21 protein-coding genes are annotated in these 26,438 nt (G+C 64.6%); 5 read left to right on the top strand and 16 right to left on the bottom strand.

The features are described from left to right. Nucleotides 1-24 precede the first annotated feature (24 nt). Nucleotides 25-2,226 (bottom strand): hypothetical protein, encoded by a 2,202-nt coding sequence (locus OKW40_RS06370; protein ID WP_429488781.1) that lies wholly within the window; start codon nt 2,224-2,226, stop codon nt 25-27. Nucleotides 2,227-2,259: 33 nt separating this feature from the next. Between OKW40_RS06370 and OKW40_RS06365 the strand changes: the two genes are divergently transcribed. From OKW40_RS06365 to gmd, 4 genes are all read left to right on the top strand, one after another. Next, complete coding sequence (locus tag OKW40_RS06365) at nt 2,260-2,526, top strand: hypothetical protein (RefSeq protein ID WP_429488779.1); 267 nt, start codon at nt 2,260-2,262, stop codon at nt 2,524-2,526. Between the two features lie 258 nt (nt 2,527-2,784). After that, nucleotides 2,785-3,867 carry an acyltransferase family protein gene (locus OKW40_RS06360; RefSeq protein ID WP_429488778.1) on the top strand — a complete coding sequence of 361 codons (1,083 nt, stop codon included), beginning with the start codon at nt 2,785-2,787 and terminating at the stop codon, nt 3,865-3,867. Continuing rightward, a complete protein-coding gene (locus OKW40_RS06355; protein WP_429488776.1) occupies nt 3,864-4,613 on the top strand; it encodes an SGNH/GDSL hydrolase family protein in 750 nt (249 codons plus the stop codon). The genes OKW40_RS06360 and OKW40_RS06355 overlap by 4 nt, the downstream gene beginning before the upstream one ends. A 56-nt stretch (nt 4,614-4,669) precedes the next feature. Beyond that, nucleotides 4,670-5,713, top strand: a complete 1,044-nt coding sequence (gene gmd, locus OKW40_RS06350; RefSeq protein ID WP_090804840.1) for a GDP-mannose 4,6-dehydratase — start codon at nt 4,670-4,672, stop codon at nt 5,711-5,713. Between the two features lie 42 nt (nt 5,714-5,755). Here gmd and OKW40_RS06345 read toward each other — a convergent pair whose 3' ends face one another. From OKW40_RS06345 to OKW40_RS06275, 15 genes are all read right to left on the bottom strand, one after another. Then, entirely contained in the window at nt 5,756-6,121 is a 366-nt protein-coding gene (locus OKW40_RS06345; protein ID WP_018418019.1) for a response regulator, read from the bottom strand. 31 nt (nt 6,122-6,152) lie between these two features. Then, nucleotides 6,153-7,133 (bottom strand): chemotaxis protein CheX, encoded by a 981-nt coding sequence (locus tag OKW40_RS06340; RefSeq protein WP_429488774.1) that lies wholly within the window; start codon nt 7,131-7,133, stop codon nt 6,153-6,155. A 33-nt stretch (nt 7,134-7,166) separates the two neighbouring features. Continuing rightward, nucleotides 7,167-7,706, bottom strand: a complete 540-nt coding sequence (locus OKW40_RS06335) for a hypothetical protein (RefSeq protein ID WP_090804836.1) — start codon at nt 7,704-7,706, stop codon at nt 7,167-7,169. Further along, entirely contained in the window at nt 7,703-8,434 is a 732-nt protein-coding gene (locus OKW40_RS06330; RefSeq protein WP_429488772.1) for a methyl-accepting chemotaxis protein, read from the bottom strand. Before OKW40_RS06330 ends, OKW40_RS06335 begins: the two co-directional genes overlap by 4 nt. A gap of 37 nt (nt 8,435-8,471) precedes the next feature. Continuing rightward, nucleotides 8,472-10,850 carry an ATP-binding protein gene (locus tag OKW40_RS06325; RefSeq protein ID WP_429488771.1) on the bottom strand — a complete coding sequence of 793 codons (2,379 nt, stop codon included), beginning with the start codon at nt 10,848-10,850 and terminating at the stop codon, nt 8,472-8,474. A 330-nt stretch (nt 10,851-11,180) separates the two neighbouring features. Beyond that, complete coding sequence (locus OKW40_RS06320) at nt 11,181-12,347, bottom strand: glycosyltransferase family 4 protein (RefSeq protein WP_429488769.1); 1,167 nt, start codon at nt 12,345-12,347, stop codon at nt 11,181-11,183. 70 nt (nt 12,348-12,417) lie between these two features. Further along, nucleotides 12,418-13,647, bottom strand: a complete 1,230-nt coding sequence (locus OKW40_RS06315; protein WP_429488767.1) for a glycosyltransferase family 4 protein — start codon at nt 13,645-13,647, stop codon at nt 12,418-12,420. Beyond that, a complete protein-coding gene (locus tag OKW40_RS06310; protein ID WP_260321418.1) occupies nt 13,644-15,065 on the bottom strand; it encodes a glucose-6-phosphate isomerase in 1,422 nt (473 codons plus the stop codon). The genes OKW40_RS06315 and OKW40_RS06310 overlap by 4 nt, the downstream gene beginning before the upstream one ends. A gap of 84 nt (nt 15,066-15,149) precedes the next feature. Further along, the gene (locus OKW40_RS06305; RefSeq protein WP_429488765.1) at nt 15,150-16,310 is read right to left on the bottom strand and encodes a glycosyltransferase family 4 protein; all 1,161 of its coding nucleotides are present in this window, start codon (nt 16,308-16,310) and stop codon (nt 15,150-15,152) included. Next, nucleotides 16,307-17,248, bottom strand: a complete 942-nt coding sequence (locus tag OKW40_RS06300) for a glycosyltransferase family 2 protein (RefSeq protein WP_184066634.1) — start codon at nt 17,246-17,248, stop codon at nt 16,307-16,309. The genes OKW40_RS06305 and OKW40_RS06300 overlap by 4 nt, the downstream gene beginning before the upstream one ends. A 56-nt stretch (nt 17,249-17,304) precedes the next feature. Further along, complete coding sequence (locus OKW40_RS06295) at nt 17,305-19,503, bottom strand: polysaccharide biosynthesis tyrosine autokinase (RefSeq protein WP_184066711.1); 2,199 nt, start codon at nt 19,501-19,503, stop codon at nt 17,305-17,307. Nucleotides 19,504-19,639: 136 nt separating this feature from the next. Continuing rightward, nucleotides 19,640-20,845, bottom strand: a complete 1,206-nt coding sequence (locus tag OKW40_RS06290) for a polysaccharide biosynthesis/export family protein (protein WP_429488763.1) — start codon at nt 20,843-20,845, stop codon at nt 19,640-19,642. Further along, entirely contained in the window at nt 20,839-21,294 is a 456-nt protein-coding gene (locus OKW40_RS06285) for an exopolysaccharide biosynthesis protein (protein ID WP_090804816.1), read from the bottom strand. The genes OKW40_RS06290 and OKW40_RS06285 overlap by 7 nt, the downstream gene beginning before the upstream one ends. 33 nt (nt 21,295-21,327) lie before the next feature. Further along, nucleotides 21,328-22,773 carry a UDP-glucose dehydrogenase family protein gene (locus OKW40_RS06280; RefSeq protein WP_429488761.1) on the bottom strand — a complete coding sequence of 482 codons (1,446 nt, stop codon included), beginning with the start codon at nt 22,771-22,773 and terminating at the stop codon, nt 21,328-21,330. An 80-nt stretch (nt 22,774-22,853) separates the two neighbouring features. After that, entirely contained in the window at nt 22,854-24,251 is a 1,398-nt protein-coding gene (locus tag OKW40_RS06275) for an undecaprenyl-phosphate glucose phosphotransferase (RefSeq protein WP_184066658.1), read from the bottom strand. A 606-nt stretch (nt 24,252-24,857) separates the two neighbouring features. On the opposite strand from OKW40_RS06275, the gene OKW40_RS06270 reads away from it, so the two are divergent. Then, a complete protein-coding gene (locus OKW40_RS06270) occupies nt 24,858-26,417 on the top strand; it encodes a mannose-1-phosphate guanylyltransferase/mannose-6-phosphate isomerase (RefSeq protein ID WP_429488759.1) in 1,560 nt (519 codons plus the stop codon). Nucleotides 26,418-26,438: the final 21 nt, after the last annotated feature.

Genomic DNA, 26,438 nt, shown 5'->3' with positions numbered 1-26,438 from the left:
CTGCGTCAGCGAGGCCAACGCACCTCAAGGCTTCCAGCGATACATCAGCACCTTGCCGCGCGCGTCTTCCTCGACGAAGACGAGGTACTCGCCATCGCCGCGCTTCGTCGCGCTGATACCGTTCGGCACGTCGACCCAACCCGACGCGCGGCCCACTTCGGGGCCCGGCCGGATCACGCCGAGTTCCTTGCCGCTGTCCTTGTCCCACACGTGCACCGCGCCGACCGGCTCGACGCCGAACACGTATTGCCCCTCGACCGTGACGCCGATGATCGTCGCGATGGGCTTGCTCTGCGTCTGCCACGGCAGCGTGATCGCGTAGCGCTGCACCGGCTTGCCGCTCGACCACTTGTCATAGCGCACCAGCACGCGCCCCACTTCCTTCCAGAAGCCCTGCGCGGTCGGCATATCGGCCGTATAGCCGCTCACGTACATCGTGTCCGTGTCCGATTCATAGATCGCGCGATGCAGTTCGCTGAACGGTGCCGGCACCGGGTACTGCGTCAGGTTCGAGTACGAGTAGACCGGGTTGCCCTTCGCATCGAGTCCGCCGAAACGGAAGCGATAGATGCCCTTCGTATCCCGGGTACGCCAGATGTCGCCGGCCATGTCGACCCACCAGCCCCAGCCGCCGGCGAGCTTCGTGCCGCTCGTGTTCAGCGTGTATTCGTCGCGATCGAAGCGCCCGTCGCCATTCGTGTCGCGCCAGATCCAGTCACCGCCCGGCGGTGCATTCGGCACCTTCGCGACCGCGCGCTCGCGACCTGCGATAAATCCCGAGGGAATCGCGGTCTCGCCGTCATGCTGCGGATCGAAGCGATAGATCTTCAGATGATCCGCATACATGTCGGTCAGATAGAGGAACGTGTGCCCCTTCAACCGCCGCGCGATCGGCAGACCCGGATACTGGTCGGTATGGAACACCGGATCGTCCGGGTACTTGAACCGATTCGACAGGAACCCCGCGTATTTCCAGTCCTGTCCGGACGGCTTCGACAAATCGAGTTCGAAGCGCTTGTTGCCGGTATAGACGCTGTCGGGCCGGGCCGGATCGATCCACGCGCCGTCGACGAACAGCAGCCCCTCGACCTGCCAGTTGCGCTTGCCGTTCGGCGCATAACTTTCGAGCGTCGCGCCGAGGCCCGCGCCGATCGGCTCGTAACGCGGACCGATGCCATTGGTCGACACGTACACGTTGCCGCGCGCATCGACACCCACGCCGGTCAACCCGTTGAATCGCAACGGTCCGGGCTTGCCCGCGACGCCGCTGAAAATGCCGCCGCGCTCGCCGAGCGTGCCCGACTCCGTGTAGCGGCCGTCGCGCTTCGTGAAGAACAGCACCTGCTGGCGCGGACCGTTATCGGCGATCAGGAGGCGGCCTTGCGCATCGACGGCGAGGCCGACCGCGACCGTATCGGCCGGCAGCGTGATGGTCTCGTCGATGCGCTGACCGGTCGCCGTGTAATGCCCGATACCCGGCGCGCGATCGCCGCGCGTGCCGCTGAGCACCCATAGCGTGCCGTCGGGCGCGAGCGCGATTCGTCCAGGCTCGTGCACGTTCCACGTTGCTTTCTGCTGCATCGATTCGGCATCGTAGACTTCGATGCGATTGCGCGCGGTATTGGCCGCGAACAGCGTCGTGTCGTTCGCGGCGAGCCCGCCGATCTCGGCGTTCGTGCCGGTCGGCACTTCGTTCATCATCAGAAAGCCGGCCGCGAGCTGCGCGTGCGGGTCCGCGTTTTTAGCCGCGGGCTGAAACGGTGCCACGCGCTTCGGCTCGTCGATCAGGCGCCGCGAGATACCAAACCATTGCTTACCCTTGTCCGGCCACACGCCCGGCTCGACCAGACGCCCCTTCTCATTGCCGACCGCGATCGCAACGAATCCATATTTGCGGTTGACCGCGATCGCATTGCCGCCGGCGTTGCCCCAGCCATGCGTGCCGCCCGCGAAGCCGAGCATCTTGCCGTCCTGATAGACGCTCGCTTCGGCGCCGCTTTCGTCCCACGGCGCGTTCGTATAGACCTTGCCGTCGGGCGTGACCGCGATCGCGGTGATATCGATCTGCGTCCATGTGCCATCGCCAAAGCCGAAGCTGTTGCCGATCCATGAGGTCTTCGCGTTCAAAGCGGTTTCGGCGCGAGCCGGCAGACTGGCCAATGCGGCGACGACGCCGGCAGCGCAGGCTGTCAGGGCGAACCAGCTTTTGAACGTGATACGGCGCAAGGCGGAACCTCCAGTCGATGTCCGGTCAACGCGATGCACGCGGACCTGCGCCCGCTCGGGGCGAAATTCAGTGATGTGGCAAAGCGAAACGAAGCGCAACCGATTGAAGCGCGGCGCCTGAAGGCAGCCGTCCGCACGGCTAAGTTACGCGGAAAAAATGCGGTGACGAAAATCGAAAATAATTCAAAAATATTCGTCCGCTTATACGTCGCAAAAGAAACGATTTTTAAAATCGATAAAAGCGCAAGCCTCGCCGTCAGTCGCCTCTGTCGCGACGATCCCCCGTTCCTACCGATGTGATATCACGCAATGCGCATTTATTACGGATTGCCCGATGCTCACCACATAAACATATAAATCTTTCGAGAATGGCCAAAGAAATACCCTGTTTCAATCTGATTCAATTAGCCCATTCCAACGGGTTTTTTCTCGAGTTTCTTTTCCCTAGAATCGATTGCACTTCAGTTGCGACGCGAAGCGCGCGCCTGTTCGCTGGCAATCCGTGGCGAACCGCGCGGCGCTTCGCCCGGCTCATCCGCTTTACACCATGGACGGTTCATGACAGCCAGCGCATTGCCCCTCGCGCCCTCCCATTCCCGCATCGTGCAGCTCGACGGTCTGCGCGCGATCGCCGTGCTCGCGGTGTTCGCGCAGCACGCGTTGAAAGCGCCGCTATGGATGGGCGTCGATCTGTTCTTCGTTTTGAGCGGCTTTCTGATCAGCGGCATCCTGCTCGATCGCAAATCGCGCCAGCAGTCGTATTTCAGCTATTTCTATGCGCGGCGCGCGCGCCGCATCCTGCCGCCGTACCTGCTGCTGATGGCCGTGTCGTCGCTGCTGTTCGGCCTCGGGTGGGCGCGGCACTGGTACTGGTACGCGTTCTTCGCGACCAATATCGGCGATGCGCTCAATCAAAGCGGTCATGACAGCCTCAACGTGCTGTGGTCGCTCGCGGTCGAGGAGCAGTTTTATATCTTCTGGCCGTTCGTGATCCTGCTCGTGCCCGAGCGTCTGCTTGGGCTGGTGGCGGCCGCGCTGATCGTTCTGGTGCCGCTGCTGCGCGCGCTCGCGACGCCGTGGTTCGATTCGTTCTGGCCGATCTACTACCTGACGCCGTTCCGCATGGATCTGCTCGCGGCCGGCGCGCTGCTCGCGGTTGCCGTGCGGCGCGATCGCAATGCGCTCGAACCGTTCAAGGGACTCGCGGTGCTCGGCGCTCTGGCCGCGCTCGCGGTGCTGGCATGGCTGCATCTGCACTACCCGCGTTTTCGCGCAGCGAATACGCCGTTGTCGAATGCCGGGCTGTATAGCGTGTCGCTGGTGCTGTGCACATCGATCGTCGTGATCGCGCTGCAGAGCAAGGGCATCGTGAAGCGGCTGTTGTGCAATCGCGTGCTCGTTTATATCGGCACCATCAGCTACACGATCTATCTGATCCACCTGAGCGTGCTGTACATGGTGTGGCCGCTGCATCTGAATCGCTATCTGAGCGCCGCGATCGCGCTCGCTATCACGCTCGTGTACGCAAGCATCACGTGGTTCGCATTCGAGAAGCGCCTGATTTTCGGCGCGCGCGGGTCGAGAGCGACGACCCGCGCCGGCGCCAACGTTGCGCGGCAAGCACCGCAAGGCCGCGCATGAGCCGCCAGGCCGTTGTTGCTGCCCACGTGCTGGGTATCGTGTCGGCGCTGATGCTGATCGCGCCGGCAACGCGCGCGGCCGTGGCCGAGCCGGCAGTGTCATCGCCGACGCAACTGCTGATCGACGCGTACGGCGACTCGACCACGCTCGGCATCACCTGCAGCGATGGCCACTGCGGCCCGCAAGCCCGCAACGCCGTCACGTATCTGCAGCAAGCGTTGCAGGCGCATGACGGCGAGCGCGTGCGCGTCACGAACTACGGCGTCGGCGGCACGATGGCCTGGCAGTTGCGCGACGGCACCGGCAATCGTCGCGCGGGGCCGACGGCGGGACTGCCGTGGCGCGAACGTCTCGCCGCCTCGCCCGCGCGGATCGTGTTGATCAACTACGGCATCAACGAAGTGATGCACAACCAGACGCCCGAGCAGTTTTACGCGGCCGAGACGTCGCTCGTGCAAACCGCGCGAGCGCTCGGCAAGGAGCCTGTTTTGCAGACCTCGAACCCGATGCCCGATGACCGGCTCAACGCCCGGCTCGCCGCGATGATAGCGATGACGCGACGCGTGGCCGCCGAACAGCAGGTGCCGCTCGTCGATCAATACGCGTATGTGAGCAGCCTGCCCGACTGGAAGTCGCTGATGTCGGACGGCGCGCATCCAAAGCCGGAGTTGTACCGGCTGAAGGCCGAACAGGATTATCGGGTCGTCGAACCGGTGGTGCGGCGGCTGCTGGACAACGCGCATTGAGCCAGGCCCTTACGCGCGTTCCGTTCTCTTTTCTCCCACAAACTAGAAGGCAAGCTATGAGCCAACCACGCAAAGCGATCATCACCGGCGTATCCGGACAGGACGGCGCCTATCTGACCCGGCTGCTGCTCGACAAGGGCTATCACGTGACCGGCACCTACCGGCGCACGAGTTCGGTCAACTTCTGGCGCATGCGTGAGCTTGGCGTGCTCGATCATCCGAATCTGCGTCTCGTCGAACACGACCTCACCGACCTCGGCTCGACGCTGCGCCTGCTCGACGGCACGCAGGCCGACGAGCTGTACAACCTCGCCGCGCAGAGCTTCGTCGGCGTGTCGTTCGACCAGCCGGTGACCACCGCCGAAGTGACCGGCGTCGGTGCGCTGAATCTGCTCGAAGGCCTGCGTATCCTGAGCCCGAAGACACGCTTCTACCAGGCGTCGACCTCCGAGATGTTCGGCCTCGTGCAGGCGGTGCCGCAACGCGAAAGCACGCCGTTCTATCCGCGCAGCCCGTATGGCGTCGCGAAGCTGTTCGCGCACTGGTCGACGATCAACTATCGCGAGTCGTACGACCTGTTCGCGAGCAGCGGCATTCTGTTCAATCACGAATCGCCGCTACGTGGCCGCGAATTCGTCACGCGCAAGATCTCGGACACGGTCGCGAAGATCAAGCTCGGCAAGCAGGACGTGCTCGAACTCGGCAACCTGAGCGCGCAGCGCGACTGGGGCTTCGCACTCGAATACGTCGAGGGCATGTGGCGCATGCTGCAGGCCGACGCGCCCGACACCTTCGTGCTCGCGACCGGCCGCACCGAAACGGTTCGCGATTTCGTGCGCATGGCGTTCACGGCGGCCGGCTATCAGCTGGAATGGTCGGGCAAGGACGAGCGCGAGACCGGCATCGACGTCGCGACCGGCAAGACGCTCGTGCGCGTCAATCCGAAGTTCTATCGGCCGGCCGAAGTGGACCTGCTGATCGGCTGCGCGGACAAGGCGCGCGACACGCTCGGCTGGCAACCGCAAACCTCGCTCGAACAGCTTTGCCAGATGATGGTGCAGGCGGACATCGCGCGCAACGAGCACCACGAGACGTTCTAACACGGCATCCGTGTGCGGCGGGGCTCGCCGCACACTGCCCCGTCAACCCGCCAGTTTCCGGAACGTCTCCAGCACCGCATCGCCCTTGAACGGCTTGACGATCCAGCCCTTCACGCCGGCGGCCTTGCCGCGCTCCTTCATCGCGGGGCTGCTTTCGGTCGTCAGCATGATCACGTTGACGGTCTTGTTCGCGAGTTCGCCGCGGATTTTTTCGACCATCGTCAGGCCGTCCATATTCGGCATGTTCACGTCGCTGACGATCAGGCGGATATTCGAATCCGTTTTCAGCTTCGCAAGGCCATCCTTGCCGTCGATGGCCGTCGCGACGTCGAGACCGTTTTTCGCCAGAAAACCCGCGACTTCATCGCGTACCGTGCTCGAATCGTCCACCACCAGAATCTTTGCCATAACCATTCCCTTGCGTCACCGACGCGTCGTATCAAAACAGATCGAGTTCGCCGGACTCGACGAGATCGTCGACATCCACCGCGTTTTCAGAAAAATCTTCGGGTGACCAGCTCAGGTTGAAAACGAAGCGCTGGTCGATCGACACCGACTGTCCGCTCGCGGCGTCGCTCAATCGATATTGAAACCGCAACTGCGGATTGTCCGAGCCGAACGAGATGTAGCGATGCTTGTGATTGACCAGCAGTGGCACCTGCACCTGACTTGCATCGCGAGCGTTCTGCTGACCGAGGAAGCGGTTTTTGAATGCCCCCCAGATCAGATTGGTCAATTCGCCGAGCACGTCGTTCAGATCGCGAAAGCCCGGTTGCCCCGCGCCCATGCAGGGCTCGCGTGCCGCGCGATCGCGATCGATCATGCCGAGCAGCGGCTCCTCTTCGGCCTGCATCAACATATAGCCGCGACACCAGCTGCCTTCGAGCGGAATCAGGCTGAAGACCTCGCCGAAGATGATTCGATCGCGCACGATACTGGGCGTGTCGCGTTGCACCGTGACGCCGTCGAACAACGTGGCGAGCCGCGCTTCAGTGATCTCCGCGATACCGCGCACGAGCGCGTTCGGGAAGTCGAGGCTGAAGATGTATCGATCGACGGCTTCACGCAGCGCCGTCAGATCGGCGGCATTGAAATGCGCGCATGCCGCGTTGGTCAACGGCTTCGGAAGCCGTTCGAGCGGCGCGTTGCCGCTCGAACGCAGGATCACCGGCAGTTCGGGGCGCAAGGCATTGATGCGCGCGGCGGTCGTAGCCGCCTGCTCGACCGATCCGCCGTAGTGATCCGCCAGCAGAACGCCGCCGAGATCGATATTGGTGGCCAGCACCGAGCCGAGGCGGTTGCTGTCGCGCACCTTCAGTGCGATCAGGTTGTGTTCGTCGAAAAAGAGCTTCAGCGCTTGCGCGTGTGCCGGACAGTCGTCGAGCACGAGCACCTTGCTGACGGGCTTGCTGGTATTCATCGTGTTTCAGTCTGCGAACGCAGTGTTGAGGGGCTAGAACAGTTCGAGCTCGCCTTCGGCCTCGTCGGCCGTGGCGAGTTCAGCCTTGAAATCGAGGGGCGCCTGCGCGCATAGACATAACGTGACACCCAGCCGGGCCGCACCGCCGATCGTCAGCTCGTACGCCCACACGTGATCGGGCCGCAACTCGTCGAGATACTCGACACAGGCGCTGTTCAATTCATACGGCGTCGACATGCCAAGATCGGGGAAATGATTGACCAGTTGCTGGTTCATGTAGCCGCAGCACAGGTTGCCGAGTTCCATCAGCGTTTCCGACAGCGAACGCGTCGTGTCGCCGCTGGCGTAGTAGGCGTGCGTCGCGTCGTCCTTGCCGAAATGCAGCACGAACAGCAGACGAAAGCCGATCGACGAGATCGTCAACGCCATCGCGCAAGGTCCGGCCGGATGATCGCGATCCCACCTCGGCACCGCCGTGATCTCGCACGAATCGCCCGGCGTCGCGGGCAATCTCGCGCGCGCCGCGTGACAGAAGATGTCCGCGATGCTTTGCTTCGCCTGATCGGTAATCACGCCGCGGCCTGCTCGAGCCGGGATTGGAACTGGGTCGCCAGCACTTCGACGCCGCCGAGCGACGCCGTGATCATCTTGCCGCCGGCCTGGATGTCCTGGAACGTCGCCGCCGTCGTCAGGTCGTTGCGATGCAGGCTCTCGCGATAGCTCTTCGACAACTCCTGCGAGCGCGACGCCAGCGAGCGCACTTCGCCCGCGACGATCGAAAAGCCGCGACCCGCGCTGCCGGCGCGCGCCGCTTCGATCGACGCATTCAGCGAAACGATCAGCACGTGCTGCACGATCGCCGACAGCTCCTGGTTCTTCTTGTGCATGTCGCGGTTCTGCGACATCAGCGAAATCATCTGCTCGTGCCAACGCTCGAACGTGATGGTCAGCGTCTTCAGACGGCCCGCCTCGTGCGCGATCCGCGTCGCATGCTGCAGCCATTCGTCGCTTCGCGAACTCGCGGCGTCGAGCGACGCCTGCAACGCTTCGCGATCGTGCGCGCACTGCCCGGCTTGCGCGCGCAGATCGGCGAGCACCGACTCCAGTGCGGCGCGCTCGCTGTTGGCCTGCTCGCCGAGCCGGACCGCCGCGTCGAGTTGCTGCTCGAGGGCCTGCCGCGCGAGCGCGTCGACACGCTGCGCCTGCGCACCCGCGCGAAGCTTCCGACCATAAAAAGTTCTTGTCGCGAGTGCGCAGAGGATACCGCCAGCGCCTGCGGCCAAAAGATAACTTTCAAGCACAACCTGCTCCCATCGCTTCGTTTAATCCATCAGGCCGTCAGCCTGCTACCGCATCCGCGTCACGCTCGCGCGCCGCATCGGCGGACGCGTCGAGACTGTCCACCGCCCAGTCCTCGGGGAACGACACGACGGTCTGAAAGCGGCGATAGTCCGCGCCGCGACGATCGTCGGTGAAACGCAATTCGATGCGGCCATGCTCGCGCCGCACGAAATCGCGCACGGCATCCATGCCGACGCCGCGGCCTGAAATCTCGCTGACGGTCTGCGCGGTCGAGAAGCCGGAACGGAAAATCATCTCGGCAATCGCTTCGTCGCTGAGCGCGGCATCGGCGTCGATCCAGCCGCGTTCGATCGCGGCCCCACGGATTTTCGCGAGCGCGAGACCGCGGCCGTCGTCGCTGATGGTGATCTGCAGCGCGTGATGGTCGACGCCCACTTCCAGTTCGATGACGCCGGCCGGGTCCTTGCCGTTCGCGATACGCTCGGCGGCAGGCTCGATGCCGTGGTCGACCGAGTTGCGCAGCAGGTGCGTGAACACATTGCGCAGCGTATGGCTGACCTCGCTGCGCACGCGGTAGCCGTTGTTGTCGATGCTGACGACCGGCGCCTCCTTGCCGAGTTCGGCCGCCAGAGACGGCAGCGAGTCGAGCACGCCCGCGAGCGCTTCGTAGATCGATTCGGTGCCCAACAGACGCAGTTCGCGCTGCAACGATTCGCGCATCGACACGAGCGCGTCCCGGTCGGCCGGATCGGCGCTTTCGAGCAGATCCAGCTGCTTCTGGATCAACTCGCGATCGACCATCAGGTAGCGATCCACCGCGCCGCTCTGGCCCGGCCCCTTGCGGCCGAGGCTCACTTCGTTGATCGTCGCGTAGGTTTCGAGCGCGGCCTTCACGCGCTGCAGATCCTCGATCAGAAGCTGCTGGTCCCACGCTTCGCTGCTGTCAGCGCGGCGCAATGCGTCGTAGCGCTGTTCGGTTTCGTGGACGATGCCGGTCAGATGCTGAAGGCTGTACGTGCGCGCATTGCCCTTGACGGTGTGCATGTTGCGGAACAGCTCGGCGACGGCTTCGTGACTTGGCTCGTGATGCTGACGGATGATCCGTTCGTTCTCGCTGATGAAGCCCGTCGCGCTTTCGACGAAGTGATGGAACTTCTCCTGACTCACCGCGAGAATCTCGCCGATCATTTCCAGCCGGCGCTTCTGTTCGCCGGCCTCGGCGGCGAGCGCGCGCAGTTCGGTCACGTCGCGCACGCACAGCATCAAACGCAGCACGACGTCGTGTTCGTCGGTGATGGCCGACCAGCTCAGGTCGAGCGTCTTCACACGGCCATCGGCCATCGGCTTGGCGATCTCGTTGACGAGCAGGTGCTGATTGAACTCGAAGTTCATGCTGTCTTCACCGATGCATGCCTGCAGCGCCGCTTCGATCTGTGAGAGCGCATCGCTGTTGATCTCGGTGCCGCCGAACACGAGATCGAGCAACGGACGGCCCGCAATCTCGCGCGTCTCGAAGATGGCCTCGAGATAGGCGGAGTACTCCGGATGCACGACCACGCCTTCGACCACCGTCAGAATCCCCTGCTGCATGTTTTGCAGCATCGCCTGGATATCGGCGGTCTTCTGCTTCAGTTGCAGCGAGCTTTGCTGGATCTTCTCGATCATGCCGTTGAACGCGACGATCGAATGACCGATCTCGTCCATGCGTCCGACCGGCACGCGGCGCGTGAAGTCCTGGCTCGCCGCGATCTCGCTCATCTCCACCTGCATGCGGCTCAGCGGCCGGGTGATCTGGCGATACAGCAGCGCGCTGATCAGCAACAGCACGACGATGGCCGCGCCGGTCGCGGCGCCGATCGCCGTCGTCGTGGTGGCGAGCGCGCTGTTCAGTTCGTCGATCGCGGCATCTTTCTGGCGGTTCTTTTCGATTCGCAGCGTCTCGACGATGCCTTCGAGTTCATCGCGGTATTGCGCGACGTTCGCGAACAGATAGGCCTGCGCCAGTTCGTTCTTGCCGTCGGCCTTCATCTTCGCGGTGTCGTTGACCGCGTTGAAATAATTCGCGAGGCTGTCGCGCGCCTGGCTCACGAGCCCGGTTTGGGCCTGACCTTGCGCGGCCTTCGCCTGCACGTCGAGCGCCGCCTGCAACGACGCTTCCTTGCTCTTCAGCAGGTCTTGAGCCTGCGAGACCATGTTCGCGTCAGGCGCATAGACGAGCGTCATCATCGCGAGCTGCACGTCCTTGACCTGCGATACGAGGTCTGCCGACGCGAGCGCGCTCGGCACGACGCCCTGGGTGACCTGCCTGACGTTGGCGGCGCTGTTGCGGGTCTGAAGCACGGCGTATCCGCCAATGGCGGATAGCGCGACAAGCATCAGAATGACGAGAAGCGTGATGCGGTGGCGGATGGTCATCTGAAAATCCCCGAGATCTGAAAATACAAGGTCCCCGCTTTCTGGCGGGACGCCCGTGTGTTTTTGTACTTTCGGGCGCGGGGATTATCGTCGCGGATGTGTGACGTAAACGTGACGAAGTCGACGCCGGGCGCCACGTTTCAGGGATTTGAAAAATAAGGTCGGAAAATCGCGGCCAAGGGCTGATCCGGGCTCAAGTTCAACAGGAAAGTGCCGTTATTTGCAGCCTATTTTTTTTGCCGGTCTTGCGGCGACATGAACGCGAGGCCCGAACGCAGCGATCCGAGCCTCGCCCCTTTTTTCATTCGATTGAACCGCCGCCGCTGCGCTTCAATGCAGCACGCTCCCCGCAATCGCTTCGGCATACACGGCCGCGACCCGCTTCGCGATCACCGCGTTATCGAAGCGTTCGCGCGCATAGCGGCGGCATGCATCCGCATCGGGCAACTTCAGCGTACCGTTCAGCGCGCCGGCGAGACCCGCGGCGATCGCAGCTGCGCCGGTCTCCGGCAACACCAGATCGGGCGACAATCCCGCCACCGCCTCGGGCAATCCGCCGACCGGCGTCACCAGCACCGGCGTGCCCGACGCAAGCGATTCGACCGTGATGAGGCCGAAGCCTTCCAGCGCGACGGTCGGCACGACGCTGATGTTGGCCGCGCGATACAGCGCCGCCAGATGCTGATCGGGCACGAAGCCGAGCAGCTTCACGTTGTGTTCGAGCCCCGCGTCGGCGATGCGCGCCTCTAGTTCACCTTCGAGCCGACCCTTGCCCGCGATCAGCAGCAGCACGTCGGGCGAGCTGCGTTTGAGCAGCTTCACCGCATCGATCAGATCTTCGAGACCCATGCGCCGCACCAGCCGTCGCACCGCCAGCACGATCGGTCGATCCTGCGGCAATTGCAGACGCAGACGCGCCTCGGCCTGCGTGATCGGCAGATTGAACTGCTCGACATCGACGCAGCCCGGCACCACGCGCACGCGCTCCGGCGAGATGCCGTAGCGCGTCGTGAGAATCTTGCCGAACGCGTCGGACAGTACGATCAACCGCGACGAACGCGCGTATACCGACTGCTCCAGATAACGCTTCGCGCGCTGGCCGAACGAATCGGCGCCTTCGACGTGGCTCTCGTCGGCCCACGGTCCCTGAAAATGCGACACCTGCGGAATGCCGCGCGTCACGTCGAGCCCCGGAAACGTATAGAGCGCGAAGTGCGACGAAATCACATCGGGCCGCGACGTGCGGATTTCGTGGCGTAGCGCGCGGCGTGCCGCCATTAGCCGCAGCGGCAGCGATTGCGCGGCGGGGCCGAAGCCGTTGATCGCGCCACCGGTATCGGCCGCGACTTTCGGCGAGCCGGCGACGACGCCGCGCACCGCGACGCCCGCGCCCGGCAGCGCGCCGACCAGCGAGTAGTACATGCGGTCGAGGCCGCCCGCGCGTTCGGGAAACCAGTGCATCCCGATCTGCAGTGATTTGATTGAGCCAGTCGTCATGATGGTGTGCCCCTGTGTGTTGCTTGCGGTGAGTTGCTATGTGTAGACGTGGATGGCCCGCTTCGCGCGGTCATTCCACGCTCTTCTGTCCGGCGAGATGGTTCAGCGTCAGCGCATCGTTCTGCGCGACGACCGTCGCTTCCGTCTGGCTGCGCCGGCGGTTTTCCTGCTGCCCGGCCAGCTGCCGGTACAGCGCGATGTATTGCGCGGCCATGCGCGCCCAGCCGAAGCCGGTCGCGAGTTCGCTCGCGGCTTTGCCCATCGCGTGGCGCGCGCCGTCGTCGCCGGCGAGTTGCGCGACCGCGCGAGCGAGCGCTTGCGGGTCGTCGGGATCGTCCAGCACGATGCCGCACTCGGGCGTGATGATCTCGGCGCCGCCGGCCGTGCGCGCGGTCACGACGGGCAGCCCCGCCGCCATCGCTTCGAGCAGCGACAGACTCATCGCTTCGTAGCGCGACGGGAACACGAACGCGTCGACCGAATGCATCAGCACCGGCATCTCCTTCACGAGCCCGAGAAAATGCACGCGATGCGCGATGCCGAGCGCCTTCGCCTCGTCCGGATACGGGCTGCCCGGCAGAAAGCCGGCCACCGCGATCTGCACATGCTCGGGCAGATGCTTCAACGCGGCGAGCACGGTGCCGAGATTCTTGCGCGGCGTGCGCAGGTCGCCGACGAACAGCAGCAGGAACACATCGTCTGGTAGCCGGAACTTTGCGCGATCGCCGCTCGCCGCCGCGAAGCCCTGCGTGTCGACGCCGTTGTAGATGACGTCCACGCGGTTGCGCGGCGTGAGACCGATCGCGCGGATTTCGTCGGCGACCTTCTGCGACACCGCGGTGATCACCTTCGAGCGCCGGTACGCCCAGCGCTCGAGCAACGCGTTGCAGCGCGTATAGACCGACTGGTACGCGGACCACACGCCCTTCGTGAGACCGAACGGGTAGTACTTGCTCGCGAACCAGCCGCTATGCACGAAATGCGAGGTATTGACGTCGGCGCGCATCCAGGTGATGAAGCCGTTCACGTGCAGCACGTCGTAGTCGCGGCGATGCGCGCGCAGCCACAGTGCGCTCTTCGCCGCGAACACCTGCTGGCGCAGCAGATTGGTGGGCCACCAGCGGCTGATCTTCACGGGCGCCCAGCGCACGTTAGGATGCGCGAGCAGCTCGGGCGCCACGTGCGACGCGACCAGCGTCACGCGGATGTTCTCGTCGAGCGCCGCGCGCGCGATCTCGTGGTTGACGCGCCCCTGGCCGTCGTTATGGCGCACTACGTGCGTGACAATGGCGACTCTCAATCCGTGCCTCCGTGGAGAAATAGCGTGCGTGCGCGGTTCATTTTTTCGTGGTGAACCGCGGAAAGAATCGAAAAAGCGCCCATGAAAAGCAGCAGGCCGCCGGTGCCGACCAGCGAGTTCGTGAACACGAGCATCGCGAAGGTCGCAAGACACAGGCTCAGGCACGCGGAGACGAACTTGTCGTCGCGCAGCCTGAACGAGCCGAGCACCGCGCGGGTCAGCAGCCACACGATGCCGGACATGTACAGCAAGGTGCCGGGCCAGCCGAGCACGAACGGAATGTTCATCACGCCGCTGTCGAAGTTGCCGTACTGGCCGAGCTGGCCGCCGTCGTTGGACAGTTTCGTCGAGGTGCCGGTCGCGCCCATGCCCTCGCCCGAGACGTCGGTAAACGCGGTCTTCGCGAAGGTCGCGTAGAACTCGTTACGCGCCGCGTAGCTCTGGTCGTCGTGCAGATTGACGATCGTGTTTAGCCGCGCCTGCATCCGCTCGGCCACCGGGCCGACCGCCAGCAGCGGCACGCACAAGCCGGCGAGCAGTACCGCGCTCGCGACGATGCGCACGCGCACCTTGTTGTTCGACTTCACGAGCTGGATCAAGAGCGCGATGACCCAGCCTCCCCACGTCGAGCGCACGAGGCTCAGCGCGAACGAGAAGAAGCCGAGCGCGGCGGCGATCCAGCGCACGCGATGCTGCGCGGCCATCACGAACACCATCGCGCCCATCATCGCGAACGCGAACGGGCCCGACGAGTTCATCGTGCTGAACACGCGTACGCCCATCGGCACGGGGTCGCCCTGCGAGTTCATCTGCGAGCCGAGCATCCACAGCGCGTCCCACGGCGGCATGATGAAAAACTGGATCAGGCCGTAGCCGCCCATCACCAGCATCCCCCAGATGAACGTGTTGATGATCGTGTCGCGATACTGCGGATACTGGCGCGTGTGCGCCATGATGTGAAAGCCGATCAGGATCGGGTAGAGCCAGTTCGCGAGGTCGTAGGTGGCCGCGAGCGGGCCGCTCGACATCACGCCGATCAGGAACGCGTAGATCAGGCCGAGCAGGATCAGCAGCACCGGCAAACCGCGGCGCTGCGCGAGCAGCCGGTAGTAGCGCAGCAGCGACAGCCCGCTGATCATCGTGACGGCGAGCGGCGCGACCTGGATCAGGCTCGTCGGCGTGAACGCGCCCTTTGACCAGTCGGCGAGACGCCGCACTTCGGGGCTCAGGAACCACAGCCACCACATGAAGCCGATGTAGCGCGCCGGGCTCTTGAAGTAGAGCCACAGACCCGTGAGGATCGCCAGCACCGGGAACGCCAGCGTGAGCACCGTGCCCTGATGCGCGACGATCAGCACCGCGGCGATCAGCCACAGCAGGAGCGGCGGCAGCCATTCTCGCGGGCCGCCTGACAGCATCCCGCTCGCGGCGTGTTTTGCAGGGCCGGCGTTGGCCGCGCCTGTCGGCGGCAACGGGTTCGCGCGCGGAATCGTCGACATCGCTTATAGGCCTCCGCGCGATTCGCGCCCGGGTGCGGCGGGCTGCGCGTGCGTGGCCGCGCCGGCATGCGCGCTCGCCTGCCCGCGCGCGCTCAGCATCTCGCGCGTGATCCGCACGTGCTGCATCGCGTAGTGCTGGGTGGTCAGATCGCGCGCGAGCAGACCGGCCGCGGCTGCCTGCGCCTGGCGCAGCGCCTCGTCAGGCTCGCCGGCGAGCCGGTCGAGCGCATCGCGCAGTGCTTGCGGATTGAACGGCGGCACGTAGGCGGCTTCGTCGGCGGGGAAATAGTCGCGCAGCGCGCCGACGTCGGTCGCGACCATCGGCTTGCCGACCGCCGCCGCTTCGAGCATCACCGTGATACCCGACGCGTGCGAGTTCGGCCGCAGCGGCACGACGATCACGTCGGCCCAGTCGTACAGCTCGTGCTGCTTTTTGATGCCGGAAAACAGCGCGATCTCGACATTCGACGCGCGCAGCGACGCGGGAATGCGCCGCCGCGTCGCGAGCTTCACCGTGTAGCGCGGATCGTTGCCGACCGCCTTGATCAGCGTCTCCCAGTCGCGGTCGCGATCGTTGCCGATCGCCGCGATGCGCAGCGGCGTGCGAGGCGTCCACTGCGTCGGCGGAGTGACCGGGAAGTCGCGCGTGTTCAGGCCGTACAGCAGCGGCGTCGCGTCGCGATGGAAATAGCGTTGGCACAACCCGGCGTTTTCGCTAGCGAGTGTGGTCAAGCGATCCGCCCGCGTCAACAGCTTGCGATACAACCAGCTGCGCACGATGCCGTACGACGGCCACTTGTCGAGCAGCCACACGCTTTGCGCGAGCAGCAACGGCGACGCACCCGGCCCCGCCTTGCGCCCGCACAGCAGCAGCATCAGCGCGGCGGCCAGCCACTCCTGCTCGGTATGCGTCCAGATCACGTCCGAGCGCAGCATCTGCGCGCGATTGCGCCACGTATGGATGAAATCGAAGCCGAGCGCGGCCTTCAGCGCGCGCCGTACGAGCCGCACGGGCCGGCTTTCGCGCGCGTCTTGCGAATAAGTCAGCGCGAATGCTTCGGACTGCGCATGGTGATAACCGTACAGACAGCCGATATCGTCGCCCTTGCGATAAAAACGCGGATCGGCGCCGTAAAAGAGATGAACGTGAACCTTCGTACTCATGCGGACACTCCGCTCTTCGACAGCGCGCGCCGCGCCTCATGGGCGCCTGCACGAACCTCGCGCCAGCGCGACAGCTTCAACTGCGCCTGCTTCGACAGCAGCGCGAGCGCCGCATGCGTGAGGCCCGGATAAAGCCGTGTGCCGACCAGCGTCCACCACCACCACGCGGCTTCGCGGCGCAGCGGCGGCAACTGGTCGCGCAGGATCAGATGGAAGTTGAACGCGGCGTTGCGCAGCGCGGCCATCGTCTGCGCGTCGCGTTTGTCGTCGTCGAAACGCTCGGCCGGGAAATGATCGACCGCGATCTGCGGGTCGTACACGAGCTTCCAGCCCGCGTTTTTCACCGCGAGGCTGAACGCCATGTCGTTGTGCACCTGCGCGCCCGCGCCGCGCAGACGCGCGTCGAAGCGGATCGTGCGCACCGCTTCGCGCCGGTAGCTCATGTTGGCGCCCTTCAGGATGTCGACCTCGCGCGCCGCACCGACACCCAGATGATGATTGCCGATGATCTTCCCGTGCGCGGTCACCTTGCCGACCAGCGGCCGCTCGCCGTCGAGCACGCGGCCTTTCTCGTGCACCCAGTCGCGCCCGCCCAGCGCGCCGAGGCGCGCATCGGCTTCGAACGCGGCCGCGATGCGCTCGACCCAGTCGTGGCGCGGCGCGGCGTCGTCGTCGGTGATCGCGATCACGTCGCCGCTCGCGGCGTCGAGCCCGCGATTCAGGGCCGCGACCTGGCCGGGTATGTCCACCGGCGCGATCACGAGCGGCAGGCGGCCGCCCGTAGACGGATCGCGCAGGCACGCATGCGTCGCGTCGTCGTCGACGCGCGCGACCACGATCACTTCGTCGGGCGCGCGCGATTGCCGCTCGAGCGCCGCGAGGCAGCGCGCCAGATCGGCCGGGCGGCGATAAGTCGGTACCAGTACCGTCAGTTTCATCGTGATGTCCTCTGTTCCTGTCGTGCAGAAGTCGGTGCTCGAGTGCGGAGCCCGCGTCACGTGCTCAGGTATGCCTGAGTCGCCGCGTAGCCGCGGTCGTAGCCGACCCGCGAGCGCGCCGGCATGCCGTTGAAGATGCCGCCCTGCACGTGGACGCCCGCCGAGCGCAGGCGTTTCAGCGCATCGGCCAGCTCGAGCTCGCTGTGCATGCCCGAGCGCATCACGAAGAACGTCGAGCCCGCATACGCGCCGATGATCGACGCATCGGTCACCGCGAGCACCGGCGGCGTGTCGATCAGGATCACGTCGTAGCGCTTCGCGAGGCCGTCGAGATACTGCGGCAGACGCGGCGACATCAGCAGCTCGGACGGATTCGGCGGACGGCGGCCGCACGAAATGAAGCTCAGGCCCTCGATGCTCGAACCGCGAATCGCTTCCTCCAGCGAGATCTGGCCGCTCAACAGCTCGGACAGGCCGTTTTCCTGCAAGCCGCCCACGTAACGTTCGAGCGTGCCGCGCCGCATGTCGCCGTCGATCAGCAACACGCGCTTGCCCGAATGGGCGAGCAGCATCGCCAGGTTCACGCTGAGGAAGCTCTTGCCGACGCCGGCCATCGGCCCCGTCAGCATCACGATGCGGTTGCGCGCGTCCATCAGCGTGAACTGCATCGCGGTGCGCAGGCTGCGCAGACTTTCGATCGTCACGTCCTTCGGCCGCGCGTTCGCAAGCACCGGACGCAGCCGTTCGCCGCCCCGCGCATAGCTGTTTTCGAGCTGCACCTGCTCGGCGCTTTGCGGCACGAGGCCGAACACCGGCAGATGGAACGCGCGCTCGACGTGATCGGGGTCGTCGATGCCCTTGAACAGATTGCGGCGCAGGAACACGAAACCGGTGCCCGCGATCAGCCCGAGAATTACGGCCGCCGAGATGATCAGCATCTTCTTCGGCTTGACCGGCGCGCCGGGGCGCAGCGCGGCGTCGACGATATGGACGTTGCCGCCGGTGCCCGCCTTCTGCACCGACAGCTCCTGCACACGATTGAGCAGCAGCACGTAAATGTCTTCGGCCACCTTCGCGTCGCGCTGCAACTGCACGGCCTTCACTTCGGTGGCCGGCAGATTGCGGAAGCGGTCCGCGTATTTGGTGCGCTGCGCCTGCAATTCGGCCATCTGCTGACGCGCGGCGACGAGCGTCGGATGGTCGTCGCCGTAGCGCTCGGCGAGCTGCGTCATCTGCAGACGCAACGCGGCGATCTGCTGCTCGTATTGCACGCTGCCTTCGAGGTAGACCTTCGCCTCGTCGCTCGCGTTGATCGAGCCGGACTGACGTTGATAAGCGGTCAGCGCGGCCTCCGCGCGTTCGAGATCGGCCTTCAGGCGCGGCTCCTCGCTCTTCAGGAAGTCGAGCATCCTGCTCGCGTCGGCCTGCTTGTTCGACACGTGCTCGCGCAGATACGACTGCGCGAGCGCATTGGCGACGAGCGCCGCATGCTCGGGACTCTTGTCCTCCAGCGAGATCTGGATCACGCCGGTCTGCTTGCCCTGCTCCTGCACCGTGATCGCCGACTGGAACGCGGTGATCGCATCGAGATCGTTCGAGCGCACGACGGTGAACTCCTGCCCGGGGCGCGCGATCAGCGTGTTGACGACCATCGTCACGCCCCCGCCCTGTGCCTGCTGCCCGACCTGGCCGCGCAGCAGCAGCGAGCCGTTCGGCGCGAACAGTTCATAGTGCTGCGCGTCGATCACGCGCAGCAGCAGCTTCTCGCCTTCGAGCGACGGCGTCACGTCGATCGAATCGACGTCGACTTTTTCTCCGCCCCATGCGTAGGACGTGAGCCCCAGCCACGCGCGCGCGGGCTGGCCCGGCGTCGCGAGGCGCGCGGCGATGCTGCCGAGCAGCGGGATCGTCTTCGGCGTAACGCTGAAGTTCAGCTTGAGCTGCTGCACGACCGGCGCGACCACGCCACGGCTCTTGATGATTTCGATCTCGGCGTCGGTCGGCAGCGACGTCGAGCCGCTGGTGATCGCGGCGCCGGTCTGCGTTTGCGTGAGCGCCTGCGACATGCTGTCGGACTGCTCGACGCGCACGTGCGCATCGGCCGAATAAGTCGGCTTGGCGAGGTAGCAGTACGCGACCGCCATCGCGACGATGATCGCGGTGATCGCGAGCAGCCACCAGATGTCGTCGAGGATCACCTGCACCAGTTGTCCGAGGACGACGTCTTCTTCTTCGGTCTTGATCGGACCAGCCATGTGTGGAGAGAGTTGATTGCTCACTGTTCCATCCCGTGTCGTTGGCTTCGGCTTTCGCGTCAGCGGTACTTCTGCTTTCGTTGCACGTCCCGCACCGCCCGGACAACAGCGGCGCGGGACGTTACAGGCCAAACGTTCAGCGCGTCAGCTGCTTCAGATAGAACAGCGTCTGCACGCTCGGCAGCACCTGCTGCAACACACGGTTGAACGTGGTCGACGCGGCGGTGCCCACGTACACGACGTCGAGCGGCTGCAACTGGAACTGCGAGGACAGCATGATCGAGTCCGGCTGCGTCATGTCGAGGCGGAACACCTCGGGCGTGGTCGGATGCTCGCGCATGCCGCGCATCACGTAGATCTGGCGCGGATTGGCGTCGGTGTTGAGGATGCCGCCCCCTTGCGTGAGCGCGTCGGCGATCGTCATGCGGCCGCGCGCGATCGGCACCTGGATCGGCGTCTTCACTTCGCCCAACACGAAGATGCGGCTGTCGGTGCGGTCCGGCACGTTGACCACGTCGCCGTTCTGCAGCATCACGTCCTGGGTGGTATCGCCCTGATCGAGCATGCGATCGGCATTGAGCACATAGAGCTTGTGGTTGCGCGTGAGTCGCACGCGCTGGATGTCGGCGTCCGGGTTCGTGCCGCCCGAGCGCGTGATCGCGTCGACCAGCTTCAGCGGCACGTCGCTGACCGCGAGCGGTCCCGGCTGCTTCACTTCGCCCGTGACCTGCACCTTCTGGCCGCGATACGACAGCACGCGCACGTCGACCTGCGGATTGCGGATATAAGGCACGAGGCGGGCGGCGAGCTGATCGCGCAGCTCGGTCGTGGTCTTGCCCGCGGCCTGGATGCGGCCGACGAACGGGAAAAAGATCGTGCCGTCGGCGGCGATGGTCTGGCCGTACGGATCGGCCTGGCCCGGCAGCGCGGCCGTATACGGTTGCTGCAACGCACCCGCGATCGTCTGCGTGGTATTGCCGCCCGAGGACAAGGTACTGCCCTGCGGCGTGGTCAGCTCGGGGTGATCCCACACGGTGATGCCGAGAATGTCCTGCGGCGCGAGGTGGTACACGTACAGCGACGGATCGGACAGCGCCGATGGTGGCAACGGCTGGATTTTCGCGGCGGCGGCTTGCGCCTGCGCCATGATCAGGTTCGCGTCGATCAGATGGACCGGATAGGTTTCGCTCGGCGCATGATCGTTGTCCTTGAGCCGCGACGTGTCGAGGTAATTGCCCGGTGCGGTCGCGCAAGCCGACAAAAAGGACGTCAGCAGAAGTGAGGCGGCGAGCTTCGTGCGCAAGCTCGCGAATGAGTTTTCGATGCGGGGTTTCTTCAGCATATTTTTTTCAGCCATCCCATGACCAGATGTTCGATGAGCACGAGACTCTCCCTGTATTCGTCTTCCGCGCCGCCGTGCGGATCGGCGACGTCCGAATCGGCTTCCCACTTGCCGAGCGGATAGACCTTGCCGCGCGCGGACGGATCGAGCGCTTCGACCTCGCTCACCTGCGCGCGCTCGGTCACCAGCACGAGATCGGCCGCGCGCACGAGCGAGCGCTCGAGGCGCCGCGCGTGGTGAACGCCGGCCGCGACGCCGCGCTCTTCGAGCAGGCGCCGCATCACCGGGTCCATGCCGTGGCCGTTCACCGCACGAATGCCCGCCGAATGAAACGCGATAGGTGCGGCCCCCGAGCGCGGCGCGCGCGCCTGGCTCGCCTTGAACAGCATCTCGGCGGCGGGCGAGCGGCACACGTTGGCGTGGCACACGATCAGAACGTTGTCGAACATGGCGGACTCTCTCGCGCGGCGATCGCGGCGGCTTCAGCGGCCGGAGGCTGCCGTCGCGGCGAGGTCCGCCGCCTGCATCGAACCTTTCGCGCCGACACGCGCCGGCGCGTTGCGCAACGCATGCCGCCGGCCGATCGCGTGATACTCGATGCCGAGTTCGAGCAGCACGTCCGGCTCGTACAGATTGCGGCCATCGAAAATCAGCGGCGTCTTCAGGATGCGCTTCAGCGCATCGAAATCTGGACTCTTGAAGACCTTCCATTCGGTCAGGATCACGAGCGCATCGACGCCGCTCGCCGCTTCCATCTCTTCACTCACGAACGAAAGTCGCGCATGCTGCTGCGGCACGTCCTTCAGATCGAGCGCGAGCACGCGCCTCGCTTCGTCGATCGAGACCGGGTCGTAGGCCTTCACGCGCGCGCCGCGGCCCAGCAGCCCGGCGATCAGCTCGCGGCTCGGCGCCGCGCGCATGTCGTCGGTGTTCGGCTTGAATGCGAGCCCCCAGACGCCGAACGTGCGGTCCGACAGATCCTCGCCGAGACGCGCGACGATCTTCTGCGCGAGGATCTGCTTCTGCGCATCGTTGACCGCTTCCACCGCTTCGAGAATGCGCAGGTTCGCATTGTGGTCGGCCGCGGTGCGGATCAGCGCCTGCACGTCCTTCGGAAAACAGGAGCCGCCATAGCCGCAACCCGCGTAGAGGAAGTCATAGCCGATGCGCGGATCGGAACCGATGCCGCGGCGCACCGCCTCGATATCCGCGCCGACGCGATCGGCCAGATTCGCGAGCTCGTTCATGTACGAGATACGTGTCGCGAGCATTGCGTTGGCCGCGTACTTGGTGAATTCGGCTGAACGCACGTCCATATACAGTGTGCGCTCGCGATTGCGGTTGAACGGCGCATACAGGCGCTTCATCAGTTCGCGCGCCTTTTCGCCGGGCACGTCCTCGTCGCAGCCGAGCACGATGCGATCGGGCCGCGTGAAGTCTTCGACGGCCGCGCCCTCCTTCAGGAACTCCGGATTCGACACGACCGAGAACATCGGCTCGACGCCGCGCGCGGCCAGCTCGGCGGCCACCACTTCGCGCACGCGCGATGCGGTGCCGACCGGCACCGTCGATTTGTCGACGATCACCTTGAAGCCGCTCATATAACGGCCGATGTTGCGCGCGGCCGCGAGCACGTATTGCAGATCGGCGGAACCGTCCTCGTCGGCCGGCGTGCCGACCGCGATGAACTGGATGTCGCCGTGCGCGACCGCGGCCTCGACGTCGGTGGAGAACGTCAGGCGCTTCGCGCGGCGATTGCGCGCGATGATCTCCTGCAGCCCCGGCTCGTGGATCGGCACGCCGCCGTTGTTGAGCACGTCGATCTTGCGCGCGTCGACGTCGAGACAGCACACGTCGTGGCCAATGTCGGCCAGACACGCGCCGGTCACGAGGCCGACATAGCCGCTACCGATGATCGTCAGGTTCATGGATTGCACCTCGGTAAAAAAGTTGATTCAGGAATGCGCTCGCGCGATGCGTGGCATCGGCGCGGCCCGGCACCCCGCGTTCAATAGGCGTTGCTGCCCGCGAAGCCCTTCCACAGCGTCAGCACGACGATCTTGATGTCGAGCCAGAAGGTCCAGTGCTGCATGTAGTACAGATCGAGCTTTACGCGGCCCATCATCTTTTCGATGCGATCGGTTTCGCCGCGATAACCGTTGATCTGCGCCCAGCCGGTAATGCCCGGCTTGATCCGGTAGCGGTGCATGTAGCCCTTCACCAGATCCTTGTAGATGTCGTCGTGTTCGAGCGCATGCGGACGGGGACCTACCACCGACATCTCGCCGCGCAGCACGTTGATGAATTGCGGCAGCTCGTCGAGGCTGGTGCGGCGCAGGAACGCGCCGACCGCGGTAATGCGCGGATCGCGCCGCGTCGCCTGGGTGATCTTGCCGGCCGCTTCCGTGTGGACCTTCATCGAGCGGAACTTGAAGATCTCGAACTCGCGGCCGTCGATGCCCTTGCGCCGCTGGCGGAAAAACACCGGCCCCGGCGAGCTGAGCTTCACCATCAGCGCGATCGCGAGCATCAGCGGCGACAGCGCGAGCAACGCGCCGAACGCGAACAGGCTGTCGAACACGCGCTTGGGCAGCACGCGCAGATCGGTGATCGGCGAGGCGGCCAGATTGATCGCGGGCACGCCGAGCAACTCGACCATCGGCTGATTGAACAGCGTCAGGCTGCCGACGTCGGGGATGAAGCGGATGTTCACGAAGTCGTTGCGCAGATCCATCACGAAGCGATGAATCGCCTTCTCCTTCGAGATCGGCAGCGCGAGCCACAACTCGCGGATCGCGCGCTGCCGTACCAGTTCGATCATGCGCTGATAGTCGCGCTCGACCGGCACACCCGCGACCGCGTGCGCCGCGTCCGGGTCTTCGTAGGGATTGATCGTGCCGTCCTCGTCGAACACGACGACGGGCTTGAAGCCAGCTTCGGGACGGCCGCGCATCTGTTCGATCAGGAAGCGGCCGTACGGCGCGCCGCCGACGATCGCGACCGCGCGCTGATTGAAGCCCTCGCGGCGCAGCCCGCGCAGGATCGAATAGACGATCACCTTCGTGACGACCAGCAGCACGATCGACGCGAGCGCCCAGTAAACGAGCCACAGCCGCGACAGGCTGTCGGCGCGGTGCACGCTGAAGCTGATCAGCACGCCGGTCACTTCGACCATCAGCCAGCCGCCCGTGACGCGCGACAGCAGATCGTAGAGCGGCTTGCCGCGCCACGACTGATAGATGCCGAGCGGCGGGAAGAACACCACCACGAGCAGGCAGCCGAACGCAAGCGACACGCTTTGCATATCGTCGAGCCATACCACTCTGCCGCTGTGCACGCCCGCCGCCAGCACCGCGGCGAGCGCGACCATGGCGATGTCGATGATTCTTGCTAGAACGCTCAGCATGCGCCGCCCCTCTGTTCGTCAGTCAAGTGCGATCCGTCGGTTGGTTGAAATGGCTGTTGCATGCGGGTCTCATCGTTGGGCTTTTTTATTTCCGATCTGCCTGGCGGCGCGACTGGACTGAATGAGCCTGAATGGCCAGACCGCAAATTCCGAATGCGAATGAGTGAATACCCTTGTTCATACCTCAATAAAGCGGTATTAAAATTCCCACGACAAGACCGCAAAAAATCTCAAATTGTATCGGTCAAAATTTCGCCATTTTTTATGCATTTTGTGCGGCAATTGTTGCCGCAATGCGGCCCGACATAACATTCCGGGCAGCCCATTCGAGCGCTTTCATGTAGAAGCTTTCGCTTTGCCAACAGTTCTGGCGCGAAGCTCTGGCGCCACTCGCGCTGTCATTCTTGCGCATCATTAAGCGAAAAAAATGCTTGCTGATTTTTTTCAGGTAATTTTTATTTATAAATAAATCGACGAGACATTTTTTGGTGAATTTCGAATAAATTTGATGCGCCGTTTATCGGAATTGTATTTAACGCGCTTTTATTGATTCGTGACTTCGTGATAAAACTCGACGCATTCATCCAGCCTCGAGGAGAGTTCACCATGACAGCTCCGGCCCCGGTCACGCCTGCCGGCACCCGGCCCACCCCCGCCCAATCGCCCATGCCCTCAACCGCAACCAGCGTCAAGCTCAAGGTTCATCCCGTGATTCTCGCGGGCGGCTCGGGCACCCGGCTGTGGCCGATGTCGCGCGAGCAGCATCCGAAGCAGCTGATCGGCCTGCTCGGCGAAGAGTCGCTGCTGCAATCGACGACCCGCCGTCTCGATGGGCTCGAAGCCGGTTATCCGCTTGCCGGCCAGCTCGTGGTCGTTGCCAATGAAGAACAGCGCTTCACGACGGCCGAACAATTGCGCACGAGCGCCAGGCCGAGCCGGCTGATACTCGAACCCGTGGGCCGTGACACCGCGCCCGCGTTGACGGTGGCCGCGTTGTCCGTCGCCGCGCAGGATGAAGACGGCATCATGGTCGTGATGCCCGCCGATCACGCGGTCACCGACAGCGCAGGATTTCACGCGGCGCTCGCCGCCGGCGTACAGCATGCGGCCGCTGGCCATATCGTCACCATGGGAATCGTGCCGACGCGTGCCGAAACCGGCTACGGCTATATCCGCATCGGCGCGCCGCTCGGTTCTGACGATGCGCAGACCGCAGCAGCGGCTCGCCCGGTCGCGCATCGCCTCGACCGTTTCGTCGAAAAGCCGCATCTGGAACTCGCGCAGCGCTATGTCGAATCACGCGAATACTGGTGGAACAGCGGTATTTTCATCGTGCGCGCATCGACGTGGCTCAAAGCGATCCGCCATTTTCAGCCGGCCATTTACGCAGCATGCGAATCGGCCTTCGCGGGCAGCACGGCGGACGGCGACTTCTTCCGGCTGCAACGCGATGCGTTCAGCGGCTCGCCGTCGAATTCGATCGACTACGCGGTGATGGAAAAGCTCGGCGCCGATCAGAGCATCGCGTCGGGCGTGGTCGTGCCGCTTGCGGCCGGCTGGTCCGACGTCGGTTCGTGGGACGCGATCTGGGACATCAGCGAGAAGGACCCCGATCGCAACGTGAGCCGCGGCCGCGTGATGTTCGAAGGCGCGAACTCCACCTTCGCGCATTCCGAAGGACGACTGATTGCCTGCGTCGGCACGCAGGATCTCGTCGTCGTCGAGACCGCCGATGCGATTCTGGTCGCCGACAAATCACGCGTGCAGGACGTCAAGAAGATCGTCAACCGGATTCGCGAGAATGGCGGGCTCGAAGCGGCCAATCATCGCAAGGTGCATCGGCCGTGGGGCAACTACGATTCCGTCGACACCGGCGAGCGCTTCCAGGTCAAGCGGATCGTCGTGAAGCCGGGCGCGCGGTTGTCGCTGCAGATGCATCATCACCGCGCGGAGCACTGGATCGTCGTGCGCGGCACCGCGCTCGTCACGCGCGGCGACGAACGCTTTATCGTGTCCGAAAACGAGTCGGCCTATATTCCGCTCGGCGTTACGCATCGCCTCGAAAACCCGGGCAAGATGCCGCTCGAAATGATCGAGGTGCAGTCGGGTTCGTACCTCGGCGAAGACGATATCGTGCGCTTCGACGATACGTACGGAAGGCAATGAGGCGCGACCGGTCGCAATGAC

The sequence above is a fragment of the Paraburkholderia sp. RAU6.4a genome (assembly GCF_050435625.1).
GTDB classification, from domain to species: domain Bacteria; phylum Pseudomonadota; class Gammaproteobacteria; order Burkholderiales; family Burkholderiaceae; genus Paraburkholderia; species Paraburkholderia tuberum.
Note: the sequence above shows the minus strand (reverse complement) of the source record. Positions and strands in the feature narration are given on the sequence as shown.

Coding starts and splice junctions, on each gene's coding strand:
- OKW40_RS06360 (WP_429488778.1), top strand. CDS start 2,785: ATGACAGCCAGCGCATTGCCCCTCGCGCCCTCCCATTCCCGCATCGTG.
- OKW40_RS06355 (WP_429488776.1), top strand. CDS start 3,864: ATGAGCCGCCAGGCCGTTGTTGCTGCCCACGTGCTGGGTATCGTGTCG.
- OKW40_RS06270 (WP_429488759.1), top strand. CDS start 24,858: ATGACAGCTCCGGCCCCGGTCACGCCTGCCGGCACCCGGCCCACCCCC.
- OKW40_RS06275 (WP_184066658.1), bottom strand. CDS start 24,251: ATGCTGAGCGTTCTAGCAAGAATCATCGACATCGCCATGGTCGCGCTC.
- OKW40_RS06345 (WP_018418019.1), bottom strand. CDS start 6,121: ATGGCAAAGATTCTGGTGGTGGACGATTCGAGCACGGTACGCGATGAA.
- OKW40_RS06325 (WP_429488771.1), bottom strand. CDS start 10,850: ATGACCATCCGCCACCGCATCACGCTTCTCGTCATTCTGATGCTTGTC.
- OKW40_RS06290 (WP_429488763.1), bottom strand. CDS start 20,845: ATGCTGAAGAAACCCCGCATCGAAAACTCATTCGCGAGCTTGCGCACG.
- OKW40_RS06305 (WP_429488765.1), bottom strand. CDS start 16,310: ATGAGTACGAAGGTTCACGTTCATCTCTTTTACGGCGCCGATCCGCGT.
- OKW40_RS06340 (WP_429488774.1), bottom strand. CDS start 7,133: ATGAATACCAGCAAGCCCGTCAGCAAGGTGCTCGTGCTCGACGACTGT.
- OKW40_RS06310 (WP_260321418.1), bottom strand. CDS start 15,065: ATGCTGTCAGGCGGCCCGCGAGAATGGCTGCCGCCGCTCCTGCTGTGG.
- OKW40_RS06280 (WP_429488761.1), bottom strand. CDS start 22,773: ATGAACCTGACGATCATCGGTAGCGGCTATGTCGGCCTCGTGACCGGC.
- OKW40_RS06365 (WP_429488779.1), top strand. CDS start 2,260: ATGCACGCGGACCTGCGCCCGCTCGGGGCGAAATTCAGTGATGTGGCA.
- OKW40_RS06285 (WP_090804816.1), bottom strand. CDS start 21,294: ATGTTCGACAACGTTCTGATCGTGTGCCACGCCAACGTGTGCCGCTCG.
- OKW40_RS06295 (WP_184066711.1), bottom strand. CDS start 19,503: ATGGCTGGTCCGATCAAGACCGAAGAAGAAGACGTCGTCCTCGGACAA.
- OKW40_RS06300 (WP_184066634.1), bottom strand. CDS start 17,248: ATGAAACTGACGGTACTGGTACCGACTTATCGCCGCCCGGCCGATCTG.
- OKW40_RS06320 (WP_429488769.1), bottom strand. CDS start 12,347: ATGACGACTGGCTCAATCAAATCACTGCAGATCGGGATGCACTGGTTT.
- gmd (WP_090804840.1), top strand. CDS start 4,670: ATGAGCCAACCACGCAAAGCGATCATCACCGGCGTATCCGGACAGGAC.